The 21,309-nt window shown below is 69.3% G+C and carries 15 protein-coding genes; 11 read left to right on the plus strand and 4 right to left on the minus strand.

Annotation, left to right across the window (positions count from 1 at the left end):
• Nucleotides 1-7: 7 nt before the first annotated feature.
• From ACWCXB_RS09305 to ACWCXB_RS09330, 6 genes are read left to right on the plus strand one after another with little or no spacing between them, the layout of a single operon-like run.
• The gene (locus ACWCXB_RS09305) at nt 8-1,390 is read left to right on the plus strand and encodes a KamA family radical SAM protein (protein ID WP_450720712.1); all 1,383 of its coding nucleotides are present in this window, start codon (nt 8-10) and stop codon (nt 1,388-1,390) included.
• Nucleotides 1,381-2,304, plus strand: a complete 924-nt coding sequence (locus tag ACWCXB_RS09310) for a GNAT family N-acetyltransferase (RefSeq protein WP_450720714.1) — start codon at nt 1,381-1,383, stop codon at nt 2,302-2,304. Before ACWCXB_RS09305 ends, ACWCXB_RS09310 begins: the two co-directional genes overlap by 10 nt.
• Nucleotides 2,301-3,584 carry an ATP-grasp domain-containing protein gene (locus tag ACWCXB_RS09315; RefSeq protein ID WP_450720716.1) on the plus strand — a complete coding sequence of 428 codons (1,284 nt, stop codon included), beginning with the start codon at nt 2,301-2,303 and terminating at the stop codon, nt 3,582-3,584. The genes ACWCXB_RS09310 and ACWCXB_RS09315 overlap by 4 nt, the downstream gene beginning before the upstream one ends.
• Nucleotides 3,585-5,267: a serine hydrolase domain-containing protein gene (locus ACWCXB_RS09320; protein WP_450720718.1), complete on the plus strand. Its 1,683-nt coding sequence runs from the start codon at nt 3,585-3,587 to the stop codon at nt 5,265-5,267.
• Complete coding sequence (locus tag ACWCXB_RS09325) at nt 5,264-6,670, plus strand: aminotransferase-like domain-containing protein (protein ID WP_450720720.1); 1,407 nt, start codon at nt 5,264-5,266, stop codon at nt 6,668-6,670. The genes ACWCXB_RS09320 and ACWCXB_RS09325 overlap by 4 nt, the downstream gene beginning before the upstream one ends.
• Entirely contained in the window at nt 6,667-7,500 is an 834-nt protein-coding gene (locus ACWCXB_RS09330; RefSeq protein WP_450720722.1) for a DNA-methyltransferase, read from the plus strand. The genes ACWCXB_RS09325 and ACWCXB_RS09330 overlap by 4 nt, the downstream gene beginning before the upstream one ends.
• A 220-nt stretch (nt 7,501-7,720) precedes the next feature.
• Here the strand turns inward: ACWCXB_RS09330 and ACWCXB_RS09335 are convergent, their stop codons facing one another.
• From ACWCXB_RS09335 to ACWCXB_RS09345, 3 genes are all read right to left on the minus strand, one after another.
• On the minus strand, nt 7,721-9,328 hold the full coding sequence (locus ACWCXB_RS09335) for a right-handed parallel beta-helix repeat-containing protein (protein ID WP_450720724.1): 1,608 nt from the start codon (nt 9,326-9,328) through the stop codon (nt 7,721-7,723).
• A gap of 343 nt (nt 9,329-9,671) precedes the next feature.
• Nucleotides 9,672-11,348, minus strand: a complete 1,677-nt coding sequence (locus ACWCXB_RS09340) for an IS1182 family transposase (protein WP_450720726.1) — start codon at nt 11,346-11,348, stop codon at nt 9,672-9,674.
• 137 nt (nt 11,349-11,485) lie between these two features.
• Complete coding sequence (locus tag ACWCXB_RS09345; RefSeq protein ID WP_450720728.1) at nt 11,486-13,744, minus strand: LPXTG cell wall anchor domain-containing protein; 2,259 nt, start codon at nt 13,742-13,744, stop codon at nt 11,486-11,488.
• A 236-nt stretch (nt 13,745-13,980) separates the two neighbouring features.
• Between ACWCXB_RS09345 and ACWCXB_RS09350 the strand changes: the two genes are divergently transcribed.
• The 4 genes from ACWCXB_RS09350 (at nt 13,981) to ACWCXB_RS09365 (ending at nt 18,927) form a co-directional block, all read left to right on the plus strand.
• Nucleotides 13,981-14,685: a DUF6333 family protein gene (locus ACWCXB_RS09350; protein WP_450720730.1), complete on the plus strand. Its 705-nt coding sequence runs from the start codon at nt 13,981-13,983 to the stop codon at nt 14,683-14,685.
• Nucleotides 14,686-14,760: 75 nt separating this feature from the next.
• Entirely contained in the window at nt 14,761-15,105 is a 345-nt protein-coding gene (locus ACWCXB_RS09355) for a transposase (RefSeq protein WP_450720732.1), read from the plus strand.
• Between the two features lie 457 nt (nt 15,106-15,562).
• Entirely contained in the window at nt 15,563-17,536 is a 1,974-nt protein-coding gene (locus ACWCXB_RS09360; protein WP_450720734.1) for a collagenase, read from the plus strand.
• A gap of 512 nt (nt 17,537-18,048) precedes the next feature.
• Nucleotides 18,049-18,927, plus strand: a complete 879-nt coding sequence (locus ACWCXB_RS09365) for a universal stress protein (protein ID WP_450720736.1) — start codon at nt 18,049-18,051, stop codon at nt 18,925-18,927.
• A 100-nt stretch (nt 18,928-19,027) separates the two neighbouring features.
• Here ACWCXB_RS09365 and ACWCXB_RS09370 read toward each other — a convergent pair whose 3' ends face one another.
• The gene (locus ACWCXB_RS09370; RefSeq protein WP_450720738.1) at nt 19,028-19,696 is read right to left on the minus strand and encodes a CBS domain-containing protein; all 669 of its coding nucleotides are present in this window, start codon (nt 19,694-19,696) and stop codon (nt 19,028-19,030) included.
• 462 nt (nt 19,697-20,158) lie between these two features.
• On the opposite strand from ACWCXB_RS09370, the gene ACWCXB_RS09375 reads away from it, so the two are divergent.
• Nucleotides 20,159-21,247: a zinc-dependent alcohol dehydrogenase family protein gene (locus ACWCXB_RS09375; RefSeq protein ID WP_450720740.1), complete on the plus strand. Its 1,089-nt coding sequence runs from the start codon at nt 20,159-20,161 to the stop codon at nt 21,245-21,247.
• Nucleotides 21,248-21,309 lie beyond the last annotated feature (62 nt).

A 21,309-nucleotide genomic window follows, 5' to 3' on the forward strand; every position in this document is an offset into this window, starting at 1 on the left:
ATGCCGCGTGATTCCCACAGCGGTTCAGCCGTACACCTATCGCAGGAAGGAGCTGACGGAACCCGACTGGAGGCGTTTCCCGGGCTGGCGCGACACCACCCGCGCCGACTGGGAGTCACCGCAGTGGCAGCGCCTGAACTGCGTGCGCAACGCGAAGCAGTTACGGGCCGTGCTGGGCGACCTCGTCGACGATTCCTTCTACGCCGACCTGGAGCGCGATCGGGCCGAGCGGGCCACCATGTCCGTCCTGCTGCCGCCCCAGATGCTGAACACGATGGCGAGCGGGGTGACGGTCGCGGGGGCCGGCAGCCTGACCGACGCCTTCTACGCGGACCCGGTACGCCGCTACATGCTGCCCGTCTTCTCCGACCGGCGCGCCGACTGGCCGTCGCACCCGCGGGCCTCACGGGACGCCCTGCACGAGCAGGAGATGTGGGTGGTGGAGGGCCTGACCCACCGCTATCCCACGAAAGTCCTCGCCGAGATCGTCGCCACCTGCCCGCAGTACTGCGGCCACTGCACCCGCATGGACCTGGTCGGCCAGTCCACCCCGGTGGTGAGCAAGACCCGGTTCGCCGCGAAGCCGCAGGACCGCCTGGCCGCCATGGTCGACTACCTGCGGACGCATCCCCAGGTGCGGGACGTCGTCGTCTCCGGCGGGGACGTGGCCAACGTCCCGTGGCCCCGGCTGGAGGCCTTCGTGTCGGAGCTGCTGGACATCGACAGCATCCGGGACATCCGTTTGGCCTCCAAGGCGCTCGTCACTCTGCCCCAGCACTGGCTGTCGGGAGAGGTCCTCACCGGCATGGAACGCCTGGCGAAGGTCGCCCGCGACCGGGACGTCCAGATCGCCGTGCACACCCACGCCAACTCCGCCGCCTCGGTCACCCCGCTGGCCGCCCGTGCCGCCCGCGCGGTCCTGGAGACCGGCATCCGCGACGTACGCAACCAGGGCGTCCTGATGCACGGCGTCAACGACACCCCCGAGCAGCTGCTCGACCTCTGCTTCACCCTGCTCGACGGCGCGGGCATCGTGCCGTACTACTTCTACCTCTGCGACATGATCCCCTTCAGCGAGCACTGGCGGATACCGCTGTCCCGGGCCCAGGCGCTGCAGGACGACATCATGGGCTACCTCCCCGGGTTCGCCACGCCCAGGGTCGTGTGCGACGTGCCCTATGTCGGCAAGCGGTGGGTGCACCAGGTCGCCGAGTACGACCGGACGCTCGGCATCTCGTACTGGAGGAAGAACTACCGCCTCCCCGGCGAAGCCCAGGACGCGCAGGCACTCACCCGCCGGCACGAGTACCTCGACCCGATCCACACCCTGCCGCAGGCAGGCCGCGACTGGTGGCGCGCGGCCGTCGACGAAGGCCGAACATGGAACTGACGACACACCACGACCTCCGCATCGCCGTACTCGACGCCGCCGACGTGGCGAGCGGCGCGGCGCTCGGACACACCGGCGACGCCGACCTCCTGCGCATCGTCGACCCCACCCCGGAGCAGTACGCGGAGCTGACCCCCCACGGGTTCCTCCTCAAGCCGCAGTGGCTGTTCTGGACCCGTCCCGTGTACCCCACCCTCGACGCGTACGTGGACACCCTCCAGCCGCGGATGCGCAAGTCCACCCGGCACGCGATACGCCAGACCGAGTCCGGCCACCGGCTGGAGGTGGAGGAGGCGATCGACCCCGCCCGGCTGGACACCTGGTTCGCGCTGTACGAGCACCACATCGCCTCCCTGCCCCGGGGAACCCTGTACGCCGCCGAGGACCTGGAGTGGTTCCGGACCCACCCCGAGCAGGTCGTTGGCATCTACCTGTACAGCGGCGACCGCATGGTCGCCGGACTCCTCTGCATGAAGGTGCCCCGGCACAACATGCTGCGCATGACCTACTACGCCTGCGACCCGGACCACCCCGACCACGGCACCACCCGCTTCATGTACGTCCAGGTCGGAGTGGTCGCGGCCGAGCTCGGCTACGAGGTCCTGTCGGCCGGCGCCGACCCGAACTTCTACGGCCACGACGTCGCCACCGGCCTGTACCTGCTCAAGCGGCGCCTGGGGTTCCGGGCGGACCCGCTGTGGCGCTACGAGACGGACGACCCGCCCGTGCTGGAGAAGGTCCTGTCCCTGGACCGGTGCGAGGACCCGTCCTTCTGCGTGGGCTACGGGGACTACGACGTCCAGCGGGCCCCGCTCACCGGGTACGTCATGTCCCGCACCCCGGGCCCCGCAACGGAACCCTTCCACGCGCCCATGCTCGCTTCCGTGGTGCCCCACCACCTTTCCGACCGATGAGGGGACAACCGACCGTGCCCGGACTGCTGATCCTGGACTGGGACCCGCACTACCGCTCCTACGTCCTGGAGTCGTGCCTCGCCCTCGGCATCGAGGCACACCTGGTCATGCGTGAAGCGCCGGCCGTATTCCCCGCCGGGGCCGAGCGGGTCCATGTACTGCCGGGCCTGTACGACGACCCGCTGCAGTGGGTCGGTGAACTCGCGGAGTACGTACGCCTGCACGGGCTCTCGGGCGTCTTCACGCACGAGGACGAGCTCGTCGAGCTGAGCGCCGCCCTGAGCGACGAGCTCGGCTTCCCGGGCGCCTCCCTGCCGGCGGTACGCCTGTGCATGGACAAGTCCGCCACCCGCGACCGGTTCGCCGCGGCAGGGGTCCCGGGGCCCCGCTACCGCGTGGCCTCCTCGCTCGACGAGGCGAGGCAGGCGCTCGACGAGCTGACCCTTCCGGTCGTGCTGAAGCCCGTGGCCGCCTCGGGCGGCCAGGGGGTGACCCGCCTGACGGACGCGAGCGCCCTGCCCCAGGCCTGGGACTGGGCCGTCGAACCGTACGGATACCTGCCGGCCGTCTACCACCGGGTCATCATCGAGGAGTTCCTCGAAGGGCCCCTGGTGAGCGTCGAAGCTGCGGTCGTCGACGGCGACGTGCACGTCATCACCGCCACGGACGGGCTCCAGACCATCGAGCCGGTCGGCCCGACCCAGTCGCGGTTCGTCTACGACGCCCTGCTCGTCCCGACCCGGCTGCCCGCCGAGGACTACGAGGCGATGGCCCACTGGACCCGCGAGGCCGTCCGGGCCCTGGGCATCCGCACCGGCATCGTCCACACCGAGTTCAAGCGGACCCCGCACGGGGTGCGCATCGTGGAGGTCAACCCCCGGCTGCCCGGCGTCTACATCCCCGAACTGGTCCACCGGGCCCTCGGCATCGACCTCGCCGGCGCGGCCCTGCAACTGGCCTTGGGCCGAAACCCCGACCTGACCGAGAAGCACCACGGAGCCGCATGCGCACGGCTCCTGCTGGCCCGCACGTCCGGACAGGTGCACGCAGTGGAGGGCGCCGACGAGGCGGCCGCCGCACCGCACGTCGTCAGGGCGTGCCTCTTCGTGGCACCCGGCGACGCGGTCGCGCCGCCCCACGAGGGGAACATCGAAGTACGGCTCGGCTACGTGCTCACCGAGCACACCGATCCGCACGGCGCGCTGCGGGCGGCCGACGAGGCACTCGCCCGGATGACCGTGCGGATAGAGGACCCCGAGACCGTACAGGCGGCCCCGTAGATGCCCGCCGGCGAAGGCGGGGGAGCGGACACGCGGAGGGAAACCGATGCCCTGCTCCGGCACGTGGAGGCCGAGCGGAGCCGACACGGGATACCGGGCCTCGCCCTGGCCGTCGTGGACGGGACGGGCGTGCTGCACGCGCAGGGCTTCGGCCGCACCGGCGCGCAGGACGAAGCGGAGGACGTCTCGGCCGCGACCCTGTTCCGGCTCGGCTCCGTCACCAAGCCGCTGACGGCGACCGCGGTGCTCCGGCTGCACGACCGCGGGGTGATGGACCTCGACCGGCCCGTCGTCGACCTCCTTCCCGCACTCGCCGACTGCGGCTACCCTGCGGTCGAGCGGATCACTGCGCGCATGCTCCTGGGCCACACGGCCGGACTCCCGCACGACTTCTTCCCCACCGGCGGCGCCGACCCGGCCGACCTGCCCGGCGTGGTGCTCCGGCTGCTGCGGACGTACGGGCCGGTGGCCCCGCCGGGCACCGCGTACTCGTACAGCAACCCGGGCTACGACCTGGCCGGGGCCGTGGCGGCAACCGCGGCGGGGACGCCCTTCCCGCAGCTCGTCGACGAACTGGTGCTGCGCCCGCTCGACATGGCGTCGACGACGTTCGATCCGGCCGTGGCCATGACGCACCCGCTCGCCCTCGGCCACCGGTACGGCGCCGACGGGATCCCCGTCGTGGAGCGGCAGGTCGCCGACAACGTCGCGCACTACCCGTCCGGGTTCGCCTTCTCCAACGCCCTCGACATGGGCCGCTTCGTGGCGGCACACCTGGGCGCCGCCACCGGACGTCCGGACCGGCTGCTCACCGAGGAGTCGCAGCGGCTGATGCACACCGCGCACGCCCGCCTCTTCCTCCCGGACGACACCGAGAGCACCCTCGGCTTCCACCGGTGGCGGTGGCAGGGGCACCCGGTCCTCGGCCATGTGGGCGACATCTGCGGGTACGGGGCGTGGCTGGCCATGCTTCCCGACCGCCTCGGAGCCGTGCTGCTGGCCAACGCGATACCGCCCGGCTTCGACGGGATGTCCCTGGTGCACCGGATCCTGGCGGCGTACGCCCCCGGTCCCGACCGGCCGGGTCCCGGCCCCGCCGCCCGGCCGGGCGGCGGAGAGCAGCCGGCCGACGCGTACCCCCGCGGCGGTGCCGGCGTGTTCGTCGGCCAGGCCACGGGCATGGTACGCCTCGCCGAGGAGGCGAGCGGCCTGACCGCGGAGATCAACGGGCGGCACCTCAGGCTCCGCCCCGCGGGGGACGGCCGCTTCGAGGGCGGCGGACCCGGCGACGGTCCCCTCGTATCGCTGGGCTTCCCCGGAACGGGGCCGGACCGCGCTGCCCACGTGATGGTCGACGGGGAACTGTGCGAGCGGTTCGACGAGAGCCTGCTCGCCACACCGGAGCCGGCCGACCTCGCACGCTACGCCGGCACGTACGCCCGCCTCGACGAGGTCACGGTCTTCGTCCGGGACGGGCAGCTGTACCTGTACTCCCTGGAGGACCTACGCGAGTTCAGGTGTCTGCCGCTGACACGCACGATGTTTGCCTTCGAAGGAGGGGTGATCGATTTCATGGTCGACGAAACCGGTGAGGCCCGTGCCATCCGGGCCCGCAATGCCGTCACTCTCCACAGGACCGGCGCCCGGCCGTGCGCCGACGCGACCGCGGGAGCCGGCCGGTGACCGCCTCGCTCACGGCACCGGGCGAGGTGCGCGCGACGCGGCCCGGCGATCCGCACCCCGCCGCGTTCCGACTCGACACCGCGGGCCTCCACGCCTCTGTGACCGACCCCGCCCTCACCTCCATGACGCTCCTCAACGACATCGCCGGGCGGTTTCCGCAGGCCGTCTCCTTCGCGGCCGGCCGCCCCTACGAGGGCTTCTACGACACCGGCTCGCTGCCCCGCCAGCTGCGCGCCTTCGAGGAACACCTGGAGAAGGAGGCGGGCCTCGGCCCGGACGACGTCCGCCGGACCTTCTTCCAGTACGGCCGCACCAAGGGGTTCATCCACGAGCTGATCGCCCGGCACCTGGAGCTCGACGAGGCGCTGACTGTCGACGCCGAGTCCATCGTGGTCACCACGGGCGCCCAGGAGGCGATGGTCCTGGTCCTACGCGCGCTCCGCCGCGACGCGCAGGACGTCGTCCTCGCCGCCGCACCGGCCTACGTGGGGTTCCTCGGCGCGACGCGGCTGGTCGACATGGGCGTGCGGCCCGTGCGCGAGGGCCCGGGCGGCATCGACCTGGACGACCTGACCGAGCAGATCCGCCGGGCCCGGCAGGAGGGGCTGCGGCCCCGCGCCTGTTACGTCGTACCGGACTTCGCCAACCCGAGCGGCGCCAGCATGTCCCTGGAGGACCGGCAGCGGCTGGTAGACCTCGCTGAACGGGAGGACATCCTGCTCCTGGAGGACAACCCGTACGCGTTCTTCCACGCCGGCACCTCCAGGCTCCCCACGCTCAAAACCCTGGACCGGGCACGGCGGGTCGTCTACTTCGGGTCGTTCTCCAAGACCGCCTACGCCGGCGCCCGCATCGGCTACGTGGTCGCCGACCAGCCCGTGACCGGGGACGGCTCGGGGGCCGTCCTCTTCGCCGACCAGCTGGCCCGCCTGAAGAGCATGCTGACGCTGAACACGTCCACCGTCGCCCAGGCGGCGATCGGAGGCTTTCTCGTCGAGAACGGGTGCAGCATGGAACGTGCCACCCGGCGCGTCGCAGCCGTCTACCGGCGAAACCTGCGGGCCGTGCTCGACGGCCTCGAAGAGCGCTTCGGCAGCCGCTCCGGCTTCCGCCCGGCCGGCGCGGTCTCGTGGAACACCCCGAGCGGCGGCATGTTCGTGGTCGTCACCCTCCCCTTCGTCGCGGACGACGCGGCGCTGGAACGCTCCGCAGCGGAGTTCGGCGTGCTGTGGACCCCGATGCACCACTTCTACGGTGGCGCAGCCGGGTTCCACCAGATCCGCCTCTCCTTCAGCGTCCTCACCCCGGAGCAGATCACCGAGGGCCTCGACCGCCTTGCGTCCTTCGCCGCCACCGGACCCCGGCTCGACCGTCGAACCATGACAGAACGGACCCCGTCATGACCGAACCCACCGAGGCCGGCAGCACGGCTCTCGCCACGGTCCACACCACAGACCACGGCACTCTCACCTGCGGTGACGCCCTCGACTGCCTGCGCTCCCTGCCCGCCGACAGCGTCCGTCTCATCGTCACCGCCCCCTGGTTCCAGGGCCCTTACGTCATCGACTCGACGGACCCGACCTCCCCCCGGTTCGGGGACTGGCTCGTGACGTTCATGGAGGAGTGCGAGCGCGTCCTCCTCCCCGATGGCAGCGTCGTCCTGGAACTGGGATGCACTTGGGCGGCCGACCGACCGGTGCGCACCATCCAGCACTACGCGGCACTGTCCCGGCTGGTCGGCGAGCACGGCTGGCACCTGCTCCAGGAGCTGTACTACTACAACCCGCAGCTGATGGGTGCCTGGGACACCTGGGGAGGCCCGGGCGCCTCACGACTCAATGATTGCGTCAGCAACTTCTACTGGCTCTCCCGCACCCCCGACGTACCGGTGGACACCGCCCGCACCCTCGAGTTCCAGAACACGCTGCTCAACCAGTCCGGAAACCTGCTGGCCCTCGGGGACACGTACGTCGACCACCTCCACCTGCGCCAACGCGCCTCCGAGGGCAAGCCGCCGGAGCCCGAGCGCAACCCCGTCTCGGTCCCCCTCTACTTCATCGAACTGCTCACCCGGCCCGGCGACCACGTGGTCGACCCGTTCGGCGGCACGGGCTCCACGGCCATCGCTGCCGAACTGACCCGGCGCCACTGGACCTGCAACGACCTCTCCCGGGACGCCGTCGACATCGCGAAGGACCGCCTCACCCTGCTCGACGGCCACACCGCGCCCTGAACACTGCGGCCCCGCACCTTCGGGGACGCTGTTGGTTAATTCGGGGGCTCGCGTGACGTGACGTCGGTCTCCAAGACCCGGTTGTGGCGCTCGGCCCCGCCGAGCTGAAGCTCAGCGGGGCCGAGTAGAGCTGCCCCCGAATTGACCAACAGCCTCCCAGCCGGGGCGGGGAAATAGGTTGGCTCATGCGCGGCCGTTGTGGCTGCCCGAGCAGCGTGTGTCAGCCGAAGCAGCTCGGGACGGGGTTGCTGGTGGGTGAGTCGCAGTTGGTGGGCACGTTGTCGATGATCTTGACCCTGCCCTTCGTGACGACCGTGCCCCTGTTCTCGATACCGCCGGCGGGCTCGTCGGATGTGTTGTCCTTCACCTTCGAGTCGGTGAGGGTGACGGTGGTGCTGCCGCTGAAAATGAAGATGCCGCCGCCACTGGAGCCGTTGCCGGGAGCCCGGTTTCCGGTGATCTTGGTGTCGCGGATCGCGACCTCCTCATTTGCACTCAGCGAGACGGAGATGCCACCGCCGATGCTGGTGGCGGCGGTGTTGTCGGTGATCTTGCTGTCCTCGATCACTGTAGACGCGTTGAGGACGAGGCCTCCTCCTTGTCCGGTCGTGGTGTTGTTGCTGATGGTGCTCTTGCGTACGTAGAGCGCACCGCCGACGTGGCGGATACCGCCCTGGGAGCCGCCGAAGTTGTGGGTGATGGCGCTCTGCTCCACCTCGGACAACCCGCCGCTGTTGAAGAGGGCACCGCCGAAGAGGGCGTGGTTGTGGCTGATCAGACTCTTGGCGATCTTTGTGGTCCCGCCGTCGTTGGCAACGGCGCTGCCGTCGTCGTTGGCGATGTTGTTGGTGAACTCGGATGTGCTGATGTCCAGCCGGCCCCGGAAGTTGTTGATGGCGCCGCCATCCCTCGCGGAGTTCTTGTTGAGGGTGCTGTTGTGGATGGCGGTGATGCCTTCGTTGTAGATGGCGCCGCCGTCGAAGTTCCCGAAGTCGCTGAGGGTGTTGTTCTCGAGGGTGACGTGGTCGAGGTCGAGCCGTCCTGCGGCGTTGACGTTGATGCCGCCACCGTCGTCACCGTCTGCCTTGCCGCGGGTGAGGGTGAGGTGGCGGAGTTTCAGGTCGCCGCCGGCGCCGACTTCGAAGATGCGGAATTCGGCGGCGTTGGCGGCGCGGGCGATGGTTGCGCCGTTGCCGAGGATGGTGATGGGCTGGGTGATCTTGGGCAGGCCGTTGCCGTCCTGGGTGGCGGTGAGTGTGTAGGTGCATTTCTCCGCCAGCTTCAGGCGGCTGGGTCCCTCCAGTTCGTTCGCCTGCACGATCGCCGAGATCAGGTCGTCCGGGTCACACTCCACGAACGTGGTCTTGTCGTCGTCCCCGTCGTGCGACCCACGGCGGTGGTCGTCGTCGTGGCCGTCCCGGCCGCCGGAGTCCTTCTCCTCGTCGTGGTCCTCGGAGTCCTTCTCCTTGCCCCCGTTGCCCTCCTTGCCCCCGGAATCCGAGTGGTCGTCCTTTTCCTTGCCGCCGCTGCTCTCGCCGGGGTTGCCCGCGTGACCGGCCCAGTAGTCGCCGTCCCCGCCGTCGGCGTCCATGCCGTCGCGTGTGGCACTCACGGTCTGAGGGTTCGTCCTGGCCTTGCCGCCGTCCTTGGCTGCCGAGGCGGGCTTCGCCTCGGCAGCCCCGTCGTCCGAGACCGCCACAACGGTCGTCGCGCCAACGATCGTCGCGAAACCGGCCGCAGCCAGAACCGCGATCTTCCAATGACCGCTCAGCGCCGCGGTCTTCGCCGGGCGCTCGGTGCTCGTGCTCGTGCCCTGTGATTCAGACATCCGACGCTGCTCTCCTTTGATGTGACGCCGTCACGCCCCTTGCCCCAGGGGGCGAAAGTGGGTATATCGAATCACAGGAAAAGACGCAAATAGCACAATAGAAACAAGGTGGGAGTGTCGACCGAGCGCCAGCCTTCTCCGGGACGCCGGGCCTGCGCCCGCTCTCGCCCCCCGTCCGCCAGACCCGCAGCGACTGAGCCGGATCGGCCTGAGGCCCCCAGCCTCCAAGGTGCACATGCGCCCCGCCCCCGCCCCGGCTGGGAGGCTGTTGGTTAATTCGGGGGCAGCTTTACTCGGCCCCGCTGGGCTTTAGCTCGACGCTGTTGGTTATTCGGGGCTGGTCCTACTTCGCCCCGTCGAGGATGAGCTCGGCGGGGCGAAGTGCTGCGAAGTGGCTCGTGCGGGTGCGGGCTCGGGGGGTTGCGGTGATGTGGGCGTCGATGCGCGCGAGGTTGATCGCGGCGCCGGTGAGCTGGTGCTGAAGGCTGGTCTTGGCCAGCCCGCGGTAGCGGGATCTGCGCAGGCCGCAGCGTTGGACGGCCTGGGACATGGTGCCCTCGACCCCCGCCCGGACTTTGTAGCGCTCCTTCCAGGCATCGGTCTGCTGCTCGGTCCTGGTGGCCTGGAGCGCGTGGTGCTCGTCGTGGCGGCGTAGTCGCAGTTCGCGGGGTCGTTTGAGGTTGGGCGTGTTGATGCAGGCCTGCCGCATGGTGCAGGGGCGGCAGTCGCTGACCGAGAACACCACCCGCAGCACCGGCTGGCCGCGTTGGGAGAGTCGTTCGCTCCAGTTGGTGCTGGTGCGACCGCCGGGGCAGGTGGCCTGCTGGTTTTCCCAGTCGATGGTGAAGGAGTCCTGGGCGAAGCCGCCTTCGGCGCTGGCCTGGGCGCTGTTGTCGGCCTGGATAGGGCCGTGCAGGGCGATGCTGTGGTCGCGTCGGGCACTGACCAGGGCGGGGGCAGTGGGGTAGCCGGCGTCCACCCAGTGCTCGGCGGGCAGGCAGTCACGGGCCGCGGGCTGGTGGTGGATGGTCTCGACCATCGACCGGTCCTGGACGGTGGCCACCGTCGTGGCGACGTTCGTGATCAGATTCGGGACGTCCGGCTCACAGGTCTCGGTGAAGTGGACTTTGTAGCCGTCCCACATCGTGTCGCGTTTCACACTGCCCCGTGCGTCGGTGTCATGGGGGGTGACCAGGCGCAGCGCGCCCGGCGGACAGTCTTTTGGGCCCCTGCGCTTCACCTCGCCGTCCACGTGGTGGAAGTGCTGGACCCACATCTGCCGCAGGGTTTCCACCTCGGCAAGCCCACGCAGCCCGGCGGGGGCATCGGCGCTGAAGACCGTCGACAGCAGACGCGTCCCGTCCCGGCCGATCCGTTCTCCCACCTCGTCCCGCTTCACGCGGCTGGTGGGGAATCGGGTGTCCTCCGCCCTCGTGGCGTAATGCCGAAACCATTCCGGCTCGGCCACCCCCGACAACCAGGCAGGGGCAGCCTGAGCGAGCGCGTTCAACGCCGAACGCAGCGTCTCTGCCACCATCTCCAGCCAGCACAGTTCACGCGCCGCCGACAGCACGTGCGTGGAGTCAGTACGGGCCCGGCCCCCGCTCTTGAGCAGCCTCTTCTCACGGGCCGCGGCCAGGATGCCGTCCAGCACCCGCCGCCCCGCGTCCGCCCCTGCCAGCCGGTCACGGAACTCCGACAGCACCGAGAAGTCAAAGCCCGGGTCGTCCAGCTCCAGCCCGAGAGCGTATTTGAAGTCGATCCTGGCCCGCACCGCTTCAGCGGCCTGCCGGTCGGTCAGCCCCTCCACAAACTGCAACACCGACACCAGCGCCAGCCCGCCCGGCGACCATGCCGGCCTGCCCCGCACTGGGAACAGGTCCGCGAACTCCTCGTCCCTGAACAACGGGCCCAGCTCGTCCCTCACTCGGATCGCCAAGCTCCCCTTCGGAAACGCGGCCCGAGCCACCCGCACCGTCTCCGCCGGAATCTCCTCAGATCCCTTCGGCTGCATCGACATCCGCACCCACCCCAAACGACAACGTCGGCCTTCAAGACCACAACCAGGTCTCGAAGGCCGACGTCACGCGCGGCCCCGAATAAACCAACAGCGTCCCTTCGGGTGCGGGGCCGGAGCATTTTGCGGGATCGGTCAGGCTATTCCTGTGCGGCCGTCTGGCGGCGCTTCCACCAGATCAGTCCGCCGCCCAGGGCCGCGAGCACGGCGGCGATGCCCGCGATCAGGCCGATGGGGGTGTCGGAGCCGGTGTCGGCGAGGTCGCCGTCCGGGTCCGGGTCGTTCTGGCCGCCGGTGTTGCCGCCCGTGGCGGGCGGCGTGGACGGGTCAGGCCCGGGGGTGGTCGGCTTGTCGGTCGGCTCGCCCGGCTTGGTCGGCGTCGGGTCCGGTCCCGGCTCGTCACCGCCTCCGCCGGTGTCGGTGGAGGTGGTGTTGCCGCCCAGGAGCAGCAGGTTGCTGTCGCTGTCCTTGGCGTTGTCGGTGAGGGTCTTCACCGACGTCTGGGTCTGGCGGGGAAGGTAGCGGTGCTCGACGGTGAACCGGGTCTTGGTGATGTTGCGCTTGGGCTGCTTGGAGAAGTCGACGCCGCCGACGATGTAGACCATCACGCCTTCGGCGGTGTCCACGTCGTACTGGAACTCGCCGTTGAGGAAAACCTTCCGGTACTTCTGGAACAGCTCGTTCTTGTCCCAGTTCTGGTTGGGGGCGCGCAGCGGCCACGACTTCACGTCGTTGCTGTTGATGATCTTGCGGTAGTCGGTGGGCGTCTTCGCGTCCTGGAGACGGATCCACTCGGCAGCCACGCGGGCGGTGTAGACGCGGCGCAGATCCGCGTACTGCGGGGCGGTGTTGATGGTTTTCTCGACCTCGGGGACGATCATCCGGTCGATGACCCGCTGTGCCTGATCCCGTTCGGCCTTGGACGGGTTGCAGATCCGCTCGCCGCCGGGGTCGGTGGCGAAGTCCTGCGGGGTGGACTTCAGCTTCAGGGGGGCGTCAAGGATGTAGATGCCGCCGTCCTGCTCGCGTACCGTCGCGGTCTTCGGCTCGATCCAGTTGCGGATTCCGGCGAAGCACGGGCGGCCGTTCACCTTGGGCAGGGACGCCCAGAACCGCTTGCCGAGATCGGTCTTGGGGTCCATCGCCTTGAAGAAGTCGTGCTTCATCTGGAGATCGGCTTCGAGGAGGATCCGGCCGGCGTCGGTCTTCCCGAACTGGGCGTCCATGACCCTGTTGGGCTCGTCCGGGTTGAGGTTCACCCAGAACTTGTCCGGAGTCAGCGCCAGCCACGTCAGGAAGGCGTCCGAGATGAGCTGCGCCTTCTCCTTGCCGCCCCAGCCGGACTTCTCCTCGGGGTCTTCCTTTGCGGAGAAGCCGTAGTCCAGGCCCTTGCCCTTGACGGGCTTGCCGACGTAGCGAAGTTCGAGAGTGGTGAAGTCCACGCCCCCCGGACTGCGTGGGGAGAGCCGGTTGGGGTCGGCGGCGTTCTTCCGGTTCAGGAACTCGCCCATGCTCTTGGGATTGGGACGGGACTCGCGGATCAGGTCGTTCGCGCCGCCGCCCGTGGTGGCGGGCTTGCCGGGGGGCTGCATGTTGGTCGACTTCGCGCGCACGCCGCCGCTGGGGGCCTTCTCGACCTTGTCGGAGCGGTAGTTGTACTCCGTGACCCGGTTGGCGCCCGCGTTCTTACGCAGCTCTTCCTTCAGGTCGATCGCCGATTTTTCCTGCTTCTCGGCGTAGATGTACTTCATGGACGTGTGGCGCCAGTTTTTGTCCTTGGACCACGCGATGTCCTTGGGGATCTGCTTGGGGTCGGGCTGCCCGTTGGACTTGATCTCCAGGATCTGCCCGGTCTTGGTGTTGTAGGCGTCGAGCTGCCTGCGGTGGGTCTTGCCGGTGTCCGGGTCCTTGAATTCCACCTCCTTCTGGCAGATCCACTCCGGGCCGGTCAGCCCGTGGTCCTTGATGACCTTCTTCTCGAACGCCTTGCCGCGCGGGTCGTTGCCGGCGTTGCGGATCAGACGGACATCGCGCCAGTGGGACCAGTCACCCCACGCGTTCGCGTTGGACTTGCGTGCCTGGAGCCACGTCCAGTAGACGCGGTCGATCGGCTTGGACTTCGGCGGCTGCTTCTCCAGGTTCTCCAGCCGGTCGATGTCGGCCTGGCTGGGCGGGCCGAGGCCGTCCCACTTCTTACCCGGGTTCTCGTACTCGTACGTGTCCCACTGGGACTTGTCCCGGGAGGCGTCGAACTCCGGGAGTTCGGCGATGGCCTGGATGTCGTCGGCAAGGTCGTAATAGTCCTTGCACGGCATGCCCGGGTCCAGCGGCTTCGGCGGCCTGGGAGCCGCGCCCGCGTCGCCGGTCAGGCCGGGAAGCCCGGTGAGGACAACGCCCACTGCCGCGACGACAGCCGCAGCGGAAGCCAGACGCGCCCTGACGCGTAAACGTATCGCTTTCAAACTCTTTGTCCCTGCTCGTGGGGGGCTATGGGACAGATATGGGGCGGTGTGAGCCCCCGTGACATGACACCGCCAACCCCACACCCTACGGCTGCAACTCCTCGGTGAATCAAGGAGTTTGGGAATCGACACGCCGATCGTTGCCCGACGGTGCCCTGGCCTAGGCTCCCCCCATGAGCCCGAACCCGCGTATCGCCTGGCGGCAGTCCACCCTTCAGATCACCCGCATCCACCCGCCCTACCGCGCCCCCTACGACCAGCACACCATCCACCACGCGCCGGCCCACGACCCGGTCCGCGCCCGCGCTGTCGTCGCCGAACTCTCCACCGTCTCCACCGTCGCCGAAGAACTCGAGCCCATGCTCCGCCGGGACATAGGCCACCCCCGGCACATTGGCGACCTCGACTACGTCGCCGTCGGATGCTGGGGCAACATCGTCCAGATCAGCGACCCGGCCTTCGGTGAGGACGGCATCCTCTCCACCAACCTCGACGCCGCGTTCGATGCCCAGGTCAAAGCTCACCCCGAGGCCCGCATCACCGCCGTTTGTGAGATGTACTCGGCCGAGAACTACGGCAAGTACCTCGCCCATATCCCCGGGCAGTCCCGCCTCTCCGCTGACGGCTGGGACGACCAGGACGTCACCGGCAACCCCGCGCAGCTCCTGCGGGCCGTCGGCGTCAACCCCGGCGACCCCGGGTCCGAGTACCTCAACACCGACCAGGACGAGCCCTTCATCGGTGTCGAGTACCTCAACCTCCTCGCCTGCGGCCTGCACTCCATCTACGGCGAAGAGAAACTGATGGTGTCCGTCTTCAAGGTCACCCGCACCGAGGACGTCCAAGACGCCATCGACGACGTCTGGTGCCAGGACTGAGGCCGGCAGGCGGCCCGTCCCAAGCGGTGGCCCGGTACCCGTGAGGGGTGCCGGGTCGCTGTCGTTTCCGAGGGAGTGGCGACAAGGAACCTTGCGTCCCTCATAAAGATCTTTTTAGCCGTGGTGCTCGGTGACCGCGGCTACGACCACGACACGTACCGCCGTCTCGTCCGGGCGCTCGGCGTGAAGCCTGTGATCGCCCGCCGCGGTACCGAGCACGGCTCTGGTCTGGGCAAGCAACGCTGGGTCGTGGAGCGCGCGTTCGCCCACCTGCACTGGTTCCGCCGCCTGCCGATCCGCTGGGAGATACGCGACGACATCCACGAAGCCCTCACCCTCGGATGCGCACTCATCTGCTGGAGGCGCCTGAAGTCATTGGGTGAGGAGTTCTTAGGGATGATCGGCGAAGTTCTACGGTGATGCCGACCTGTGTGAGCAGCCGGAGGACGTCGTCGACGTACGGTGTCTCGCCCGCCGTGTCCACGCTCGGTGACGTGCTGGCCGTCGAGGTGCCGCACGGGGTCGGGCAGCGGCCGCCCGGCGCCCTGGCGGGCGGCGGCGAAGGCGGCCCACTCGGCCCGGCCCTCGGGCGGGAACGCGGCCCACGACCCGGGCTCCGTCGGCGGTCCCTCGAACCAGGCGTCCCACACCGGACGGACCGCCGGTACGGGCCGGACAGATCCCTCTTTGATGGCTCATCAGTTTCTTCTGTTACTTGCCGCCCTCTTTCACTGCCATGTGAACTGTGAAATTGTACGGTCACACTTTCCGCGGGCATGACAGCTCCGGGAGTGCTCAACTTCCGCTGCCATCACGGTCCGCACCCCCCACCGCCGTGCCCCACGCACGGCTGCCGACCGGCCTGGAGGCCATCGCTATGCGCAGACCCCCCACCCTCAGGAAACTCGCCCAGCTGCTGATACCTACCGTGGCCGCCGCCGGCCTGGGGCTCACCATGCTCGCCCCCAATGGCGCGGCGGCCCCGGCCGGCGCCCGGGCACCCAAGCCCGCACCGAGGTCGGCCCCCGCCCCACAGCCCGCCTCCGCCACCGTGCTTGCCGCCGATCTCGCACCCGGACACGCCGCCGACCCCGTGCGATCGGCCACGAAGACCTCGAACCCCGCGCTCCGCCCTCCGCTCCCCGCGGCCCAGAGCGCCGCAGAGCGCAAGCAGGCCCGCTCTGCGGCGAAGGCCGCGGCGGACTGCAACGTCAGCGACTTCACCTCGAAGACCGGCGCTGCCCTGGTCGAGCAGATCAAGCAGTCGGAAACCACCTGCATCAACACGCTGTTCAGCGTGACCGGTGAGGACTCCAAGGCTCTCTTCCGCGAGGAACAGATGGTCACGGTGGCGAACGCACTCAGGGATGTCGCGACCAACTACCCGGGGGACAACAGCACTTTCGCAACCCAGGTGGTGCTGTACCTGCGCGCCGGCTACTACATCCAGTACAACCAGCCGGAGAACGTCGGCGAATACGGCCCGACGCTGAAGAGCGTCATTCAGGGGGCCCTGGATGCCTTCTTCGGCTCGTCCCATGCCTTCGACGTCACCGAGGCCAACGGAGAAACCCTGGCCGAGACGGTCACCCTGATCGACAGCTCCGGAGAGAACGCCCGCTACCTCGACGTGGTCAAGCGTCTGCAGAAGGACTACAACTCGTCGTACGACCAGTTCTACGGGATGCTCGCGGCGGTCAACAACACCTACACCGTGCTCTTCCGCGGCCACCAGCTGCCGGAGTTCGTGGAAGCCGTGAAGGCGGCCCCGAGCGTCCTCACAGGACTGCGTGACTTCGCCGTCGCCCACGATGATCTGCTCGGCACCGACAAGTCCTACCTGGCCGGCAACGCCGGACGCGAACTCGGCCGATTCCTGCGGCACGCCGACCTCAAGGACACCGTCAAGCCGTTGGTCAAGGAGCTGCTCGGGCGCAGCGAGATCACTGGACGCACCGCCCCGCTCTGGGTCGGCCTTGCCGAGATGACGGACGAGTACGACAAGGAGAACTGCGCCGAGTACGACACCTGTGACCTGCAGAACCGCGTGCGCGACGCCGTGCTGACGGTCAAGCACGTATGCAGTCCGAGCGTGAAGATCCTCGCACAGGAGCTGACCGCGTCCGAACTGTCGGCCACGTGCGACAGCGTCCTCAAGCAGGACCCGGTCTTCCACAACATCGTCAAGGACAACGGTCCGGTCAAGGACGACAACAACACCAGCATCGAGATCGTCGCCTTCAACTCCAGTACCGACTACAAGACCTACGCCGGTGTCGTCTTCGGAATCGACACCAACAACGGCGGCATGTACCTGGAGGGCGACCCGGCCGCCGAGGGCAACCAGCCGCGCTTCATCGCCTACGAGCAGCCGGCCCAGGACGGCGCCTTCCAGATCTGGAACCTCAACCACGAGTACACCCACTACCTCGACGGCCGCTACGACATGTACGGCGACTTCGCAGCCGGGCAGACCACCCCGACCGTGATGTGGATCGAGGGTTTCGCCGAGTACGTCTCCTACTCGTACCGCGGCATCACCTACGACAGGGCGATCGAGGAGGCGGGCAAGAACACCTACAAGCTCAGCCGGCTCTTCGGGACCACCTACGACAACGCCGACACCACCCGTATCTACCAGTGGGGCTATCTGGGCGTCCGCTACATGCTCCAGTCGCACCCCGAGGACGTGGCCACCCTGCTCGGCCACTACCGCGCGGGCGAGTACGACGCGGCCCACAGCCTGCTCCGCGACACCATCGGCACCAAGTACGACGCCGACTTCGCCGACTGGCTGAGCAAGTGCGCCGGCGGCGACTGCGGCCAACTGCCGGCCCGGAGCGGCCGGTGACCGGGGCCTCGGTCACCGGCAAGAACTGAGCCAGGAGAGCCTGGTGTCCCGCGCATCGTTCGTGCGCGGGACACCAGGCTTCTCAACTGTCCCGGTTCATCTGTCAGGCCCCTGAAAACGTGGCGGTGAACCCGCAGGGTCCTCACCGTGCCGCGCCGTCCGACCCGGTCGGGACGATTCCGGGTCGCCGTCGCAGGCTTCCAGCTCCCTCCCGGATGGCAGCGAAACGGCCGTTGCACCGCCCGCTCCCGGAGCATGGCGAGGACGGCCCAGCCGACTACGTCGTCATGCCGGAAGTCGTTGCCGGCCGACGCCAATGACGGTGATGTGTGCCCGGGGCTGCATCGAGGCTCCTTCCCTCGCCACAGGCCCACCTCGTAGTGGTCCACGCGCGTCGCCTGGGCCGAACGGCCCCTGGGCACGTCCGGTCGTCCCTCGCGGCGATCACGACCGCGTGCGACGGTGAGGACGTTCCTCCTTCAGCGGCCGGCCGGAGAAAGGCGGTGGGTACGGTGGAGTCACCCCTGGTTGTAGGAGTCGACGGCTCCGACTCCAGCCTCGACGCACTGGACTGGGCCGTCGACGAGGCCGCCCGTCACTCGCTCGCCCTGCGCCTGGTGTACGCGTCCCGGTGGGAGCGGTACGAGGGTGCCGCCGCCCTCGTCGACGACCTCGAACGGCCTTCGGAGCAGGAGCTCATCGACGCCGTCGTCGCTGGGGCCGTCGAACGTGCCCGCCGCCGCGACCCGGACGTCGAGGTCGTCGCAGAGGTTCTCGCGGAGGACACCGTGACGGCCCTGGTGAACGAGAGCCGGCACGCGGCGATGCTGGTCACGGGCGCGCGCGGCCGGGGCGCCCTCACAGGCCTGCTGCTCGGATCGGTGTCGCTGGGCGTGGCGGGGCGAGCGCACTGCCCGGTGGTCGTGGTCCGCGGTGACAAGGCCGGCCGGGAAGGCACCCATGGGTGCGTCCTGCTGGGCGTCGCCGACACGGAGCAGGGAGCCGGCGCCACCCGTTTCGCGTTCTGGGAAGCCGCGGCACGTACCTGCGAACTCGAGGCGGTCCGAGCCTGGCGCCGTCCGGCACACGAGTCCGCCGACCACACACTGCTGGCCGCCGACCCGGGGATGTACTACAGGGAGAGGGCCGCCACCCAGATCGACGCCGCTGTCGCGGTTGAGGCGCACGAGCATCCGGACGTCGCTGTCCGTCGCTCGACCGTCGAAGGCCCGGCCCACAAGGTGCTCGTGCAGCGCAGCGCCGCGGCGGACCTCGTGGTCGTGGGGGCGCACCGCAGGGAGGGGCACCTCGGTCTGCAGCTCGGGAGAGTGGCCCACAGGTTGCTCCATCACAGTGGATGTCCCGTTGCCGTGGTGCCCCAGGCGACATGACAGCGTCGGCCATGCACCGCAAGGCCGTCCTCGTCGGCGACGTGATGACCCGCCGCGTGGCCGCCGTCCGCGGTGCACGGCACGGTAATCGGCGGCGGTGTCACTCGGCGGGTGCTCCGCTCGCCGGAGGACCGGTGAGCGAGCAGTTGACGCCGACCACGCCGTCGACCGCGTGCGTGAGGCGGGTCGCGACGGGGATGAGTTTGCTGTCGCGGACCCTGCCGGTGAGCGTGACCACTCCCTCGCTCACGTCGACCTGGATGTCCCGGCGGGACACCGCGAACAGCCGGTCGACGACCTCACGGCGTACATCGGCCGCGATGGCGTCGTCCGGGCGGAGGAAGACCTTCAGCAGGTCGGCGCGGCTGACGATGCCCTGAAGGATGCCGTCGGCGTCGACCACGGGCAGACGCTTGACCTGGTGCCGCGCCATGACACGGGCCGCCTGAGGGAGACTGGCTCCGGCACGGATGGTCACCGCAGGTGTCGTCATGAGGTCCCTGGCCATGACGGCGCCGGCTTTGGCGGTGTCGTCCAGGCGCCGCATCTGCTCGATCATGCCCTGATCGCTGCCGCGCAGCTCTCCCTTGGCCAGCAGATCCGCCTCGGAGACCACGCCGACGACGCGGCCTTCGCCTTCCAGCACCGGCAGGGCGGTGACCTTCCACTGCTCCATGGTGGCGACGATCTCCTTGAACGGCGCGTCCGGGGCGACGGCCACGACAGTCCTGGTCATCACGTCGTTCACGGTGTAGGGGCTGTGGTCCATGACGGGATCCTCTTGGAACGCGGGTCGGTTCGGACACGGGCGGTTCTGCCTTCGACCCTCCCCTCCACTGTGGACCCCTGCCTGTTGGCCCACCAAGCCTGGCGGGCATGCCGTACGGCCCGAACGGCCCGGCTCAGCGGACCAGGACGGCCTCGCCCGAGCGGAGCACGACGACGGTCGGCCACGCCGCCGAGGAAGGCGAGGAGCGCCGGTCTGGACCGAGTGGCCGTGGGCGCCGTGGCTGTGTTCAGGCTGTCTCGTCCTTGGCGGCAGCCTCCTCGGACGGTGAGGGTCGCCCTTCACCCTTCACACGCCGTGGGCCCTGGTGGATGGGCCGAGAGGCTCTGCCGGAGGCCCGTCCGGCCCAAGCGGTCGTCACGCTTCCAGGCACAACCTGGTGGTGACCACAGTCGAGCACTTCGCGAGAAGCCACGAGCACCCGCGGGAGGCAGGGGCGGCGTCATGAAGGCACTCGTCTTCCAGGGACCGGGCAGGACCGCGTGGCAGGACGTACCGGATCCAGGTGTCAAGGACGCGGCGGACGCGATCGTCCGCGTCGACGCCGTGACCATCTGCGGCACCGATCTGCACATCATCAAGGGCGACGTACCCGAGGTGACCCCGGGGAGGATTCTCGGGCACGAGGCCGTGGGCGAGGTCATGGAGACCGGTGGAGACGTCCGCACGGTCCGGCCAGGTGACCGGGTGCTGGTGTCCTGCATCTCCGCGTGCGGGCGCTGCCGCTTCTGCCGTGAGAACAGGTACGGCCAGTGCCGGGGCGGTGGGGGCTGGGTCCTCGGCCATCTGATCGACGGCACCCAGGCGGAATACGTCCGCGTGCCCTACGCCGACCTGTCCGTGCACCCGCTGCCCAGCGCCGTCGACAGCTACGACGCGGTTCTGATGGCCGACATCTTCCCCACCGCGTACGAAGTCGGCGTGCTGAACGGCAACGTCAGCCCGGGTGACACCGTCGTGGTGGTCGGCGCCGGCCCGATCGGGCTCGCCACCGTCGCCACGGCACGCCTCTACACCCCGGGCCGGATCGTCGCCGTCGACCTCGCCGATGCCCGCCTGACCGCGGCGCGTGAGCTCGGCGCCGACGCGACGGCGCGCGTCGACGAGCAGCCGGAGCAACTGGTCGACGACCTGACCGAGGGGCTCGGCGCCGACGTCGTCGTCGAAGCCGTGGGCGTGCCGGAAGCCTTCGAGATGTGCACCCGCATGGTGCGCCCCGGTGGGCGTGTCGCCAACGTCGGCGTCCACGGCAAGCCCGCGGCCCTGCACCTCGAAGATCTGTGGATCAAGGACGTGACGATCACGACGGGCCTCGTCGACACGTGCTCCACGCCGCTGCTGCTGCGGATGATGGCGGCAGGCCGTCTGCCTTCCTCGTCGCTGGTCACCCACCGCTTCGAGCTGGGGCAGATGAAGGAGGCGTACGACGTCTTCTCCCGCGCCGCCGACACCGGCGCGCTCAAGGTGGTACTCGGCGGTCCCCAGCACGACGTGGTCGCCCGCCCTGCACAGCCGCCGTCACAAGGGACGTGAGGAACATGCCGGAAGCGACGCCCGGGCAGTCCGGCGCAGGCACAGTGCACGGTCAGCACACG

This window comes from Streptomyces sp. NPDC001514 (assembly GCF_053597075.1).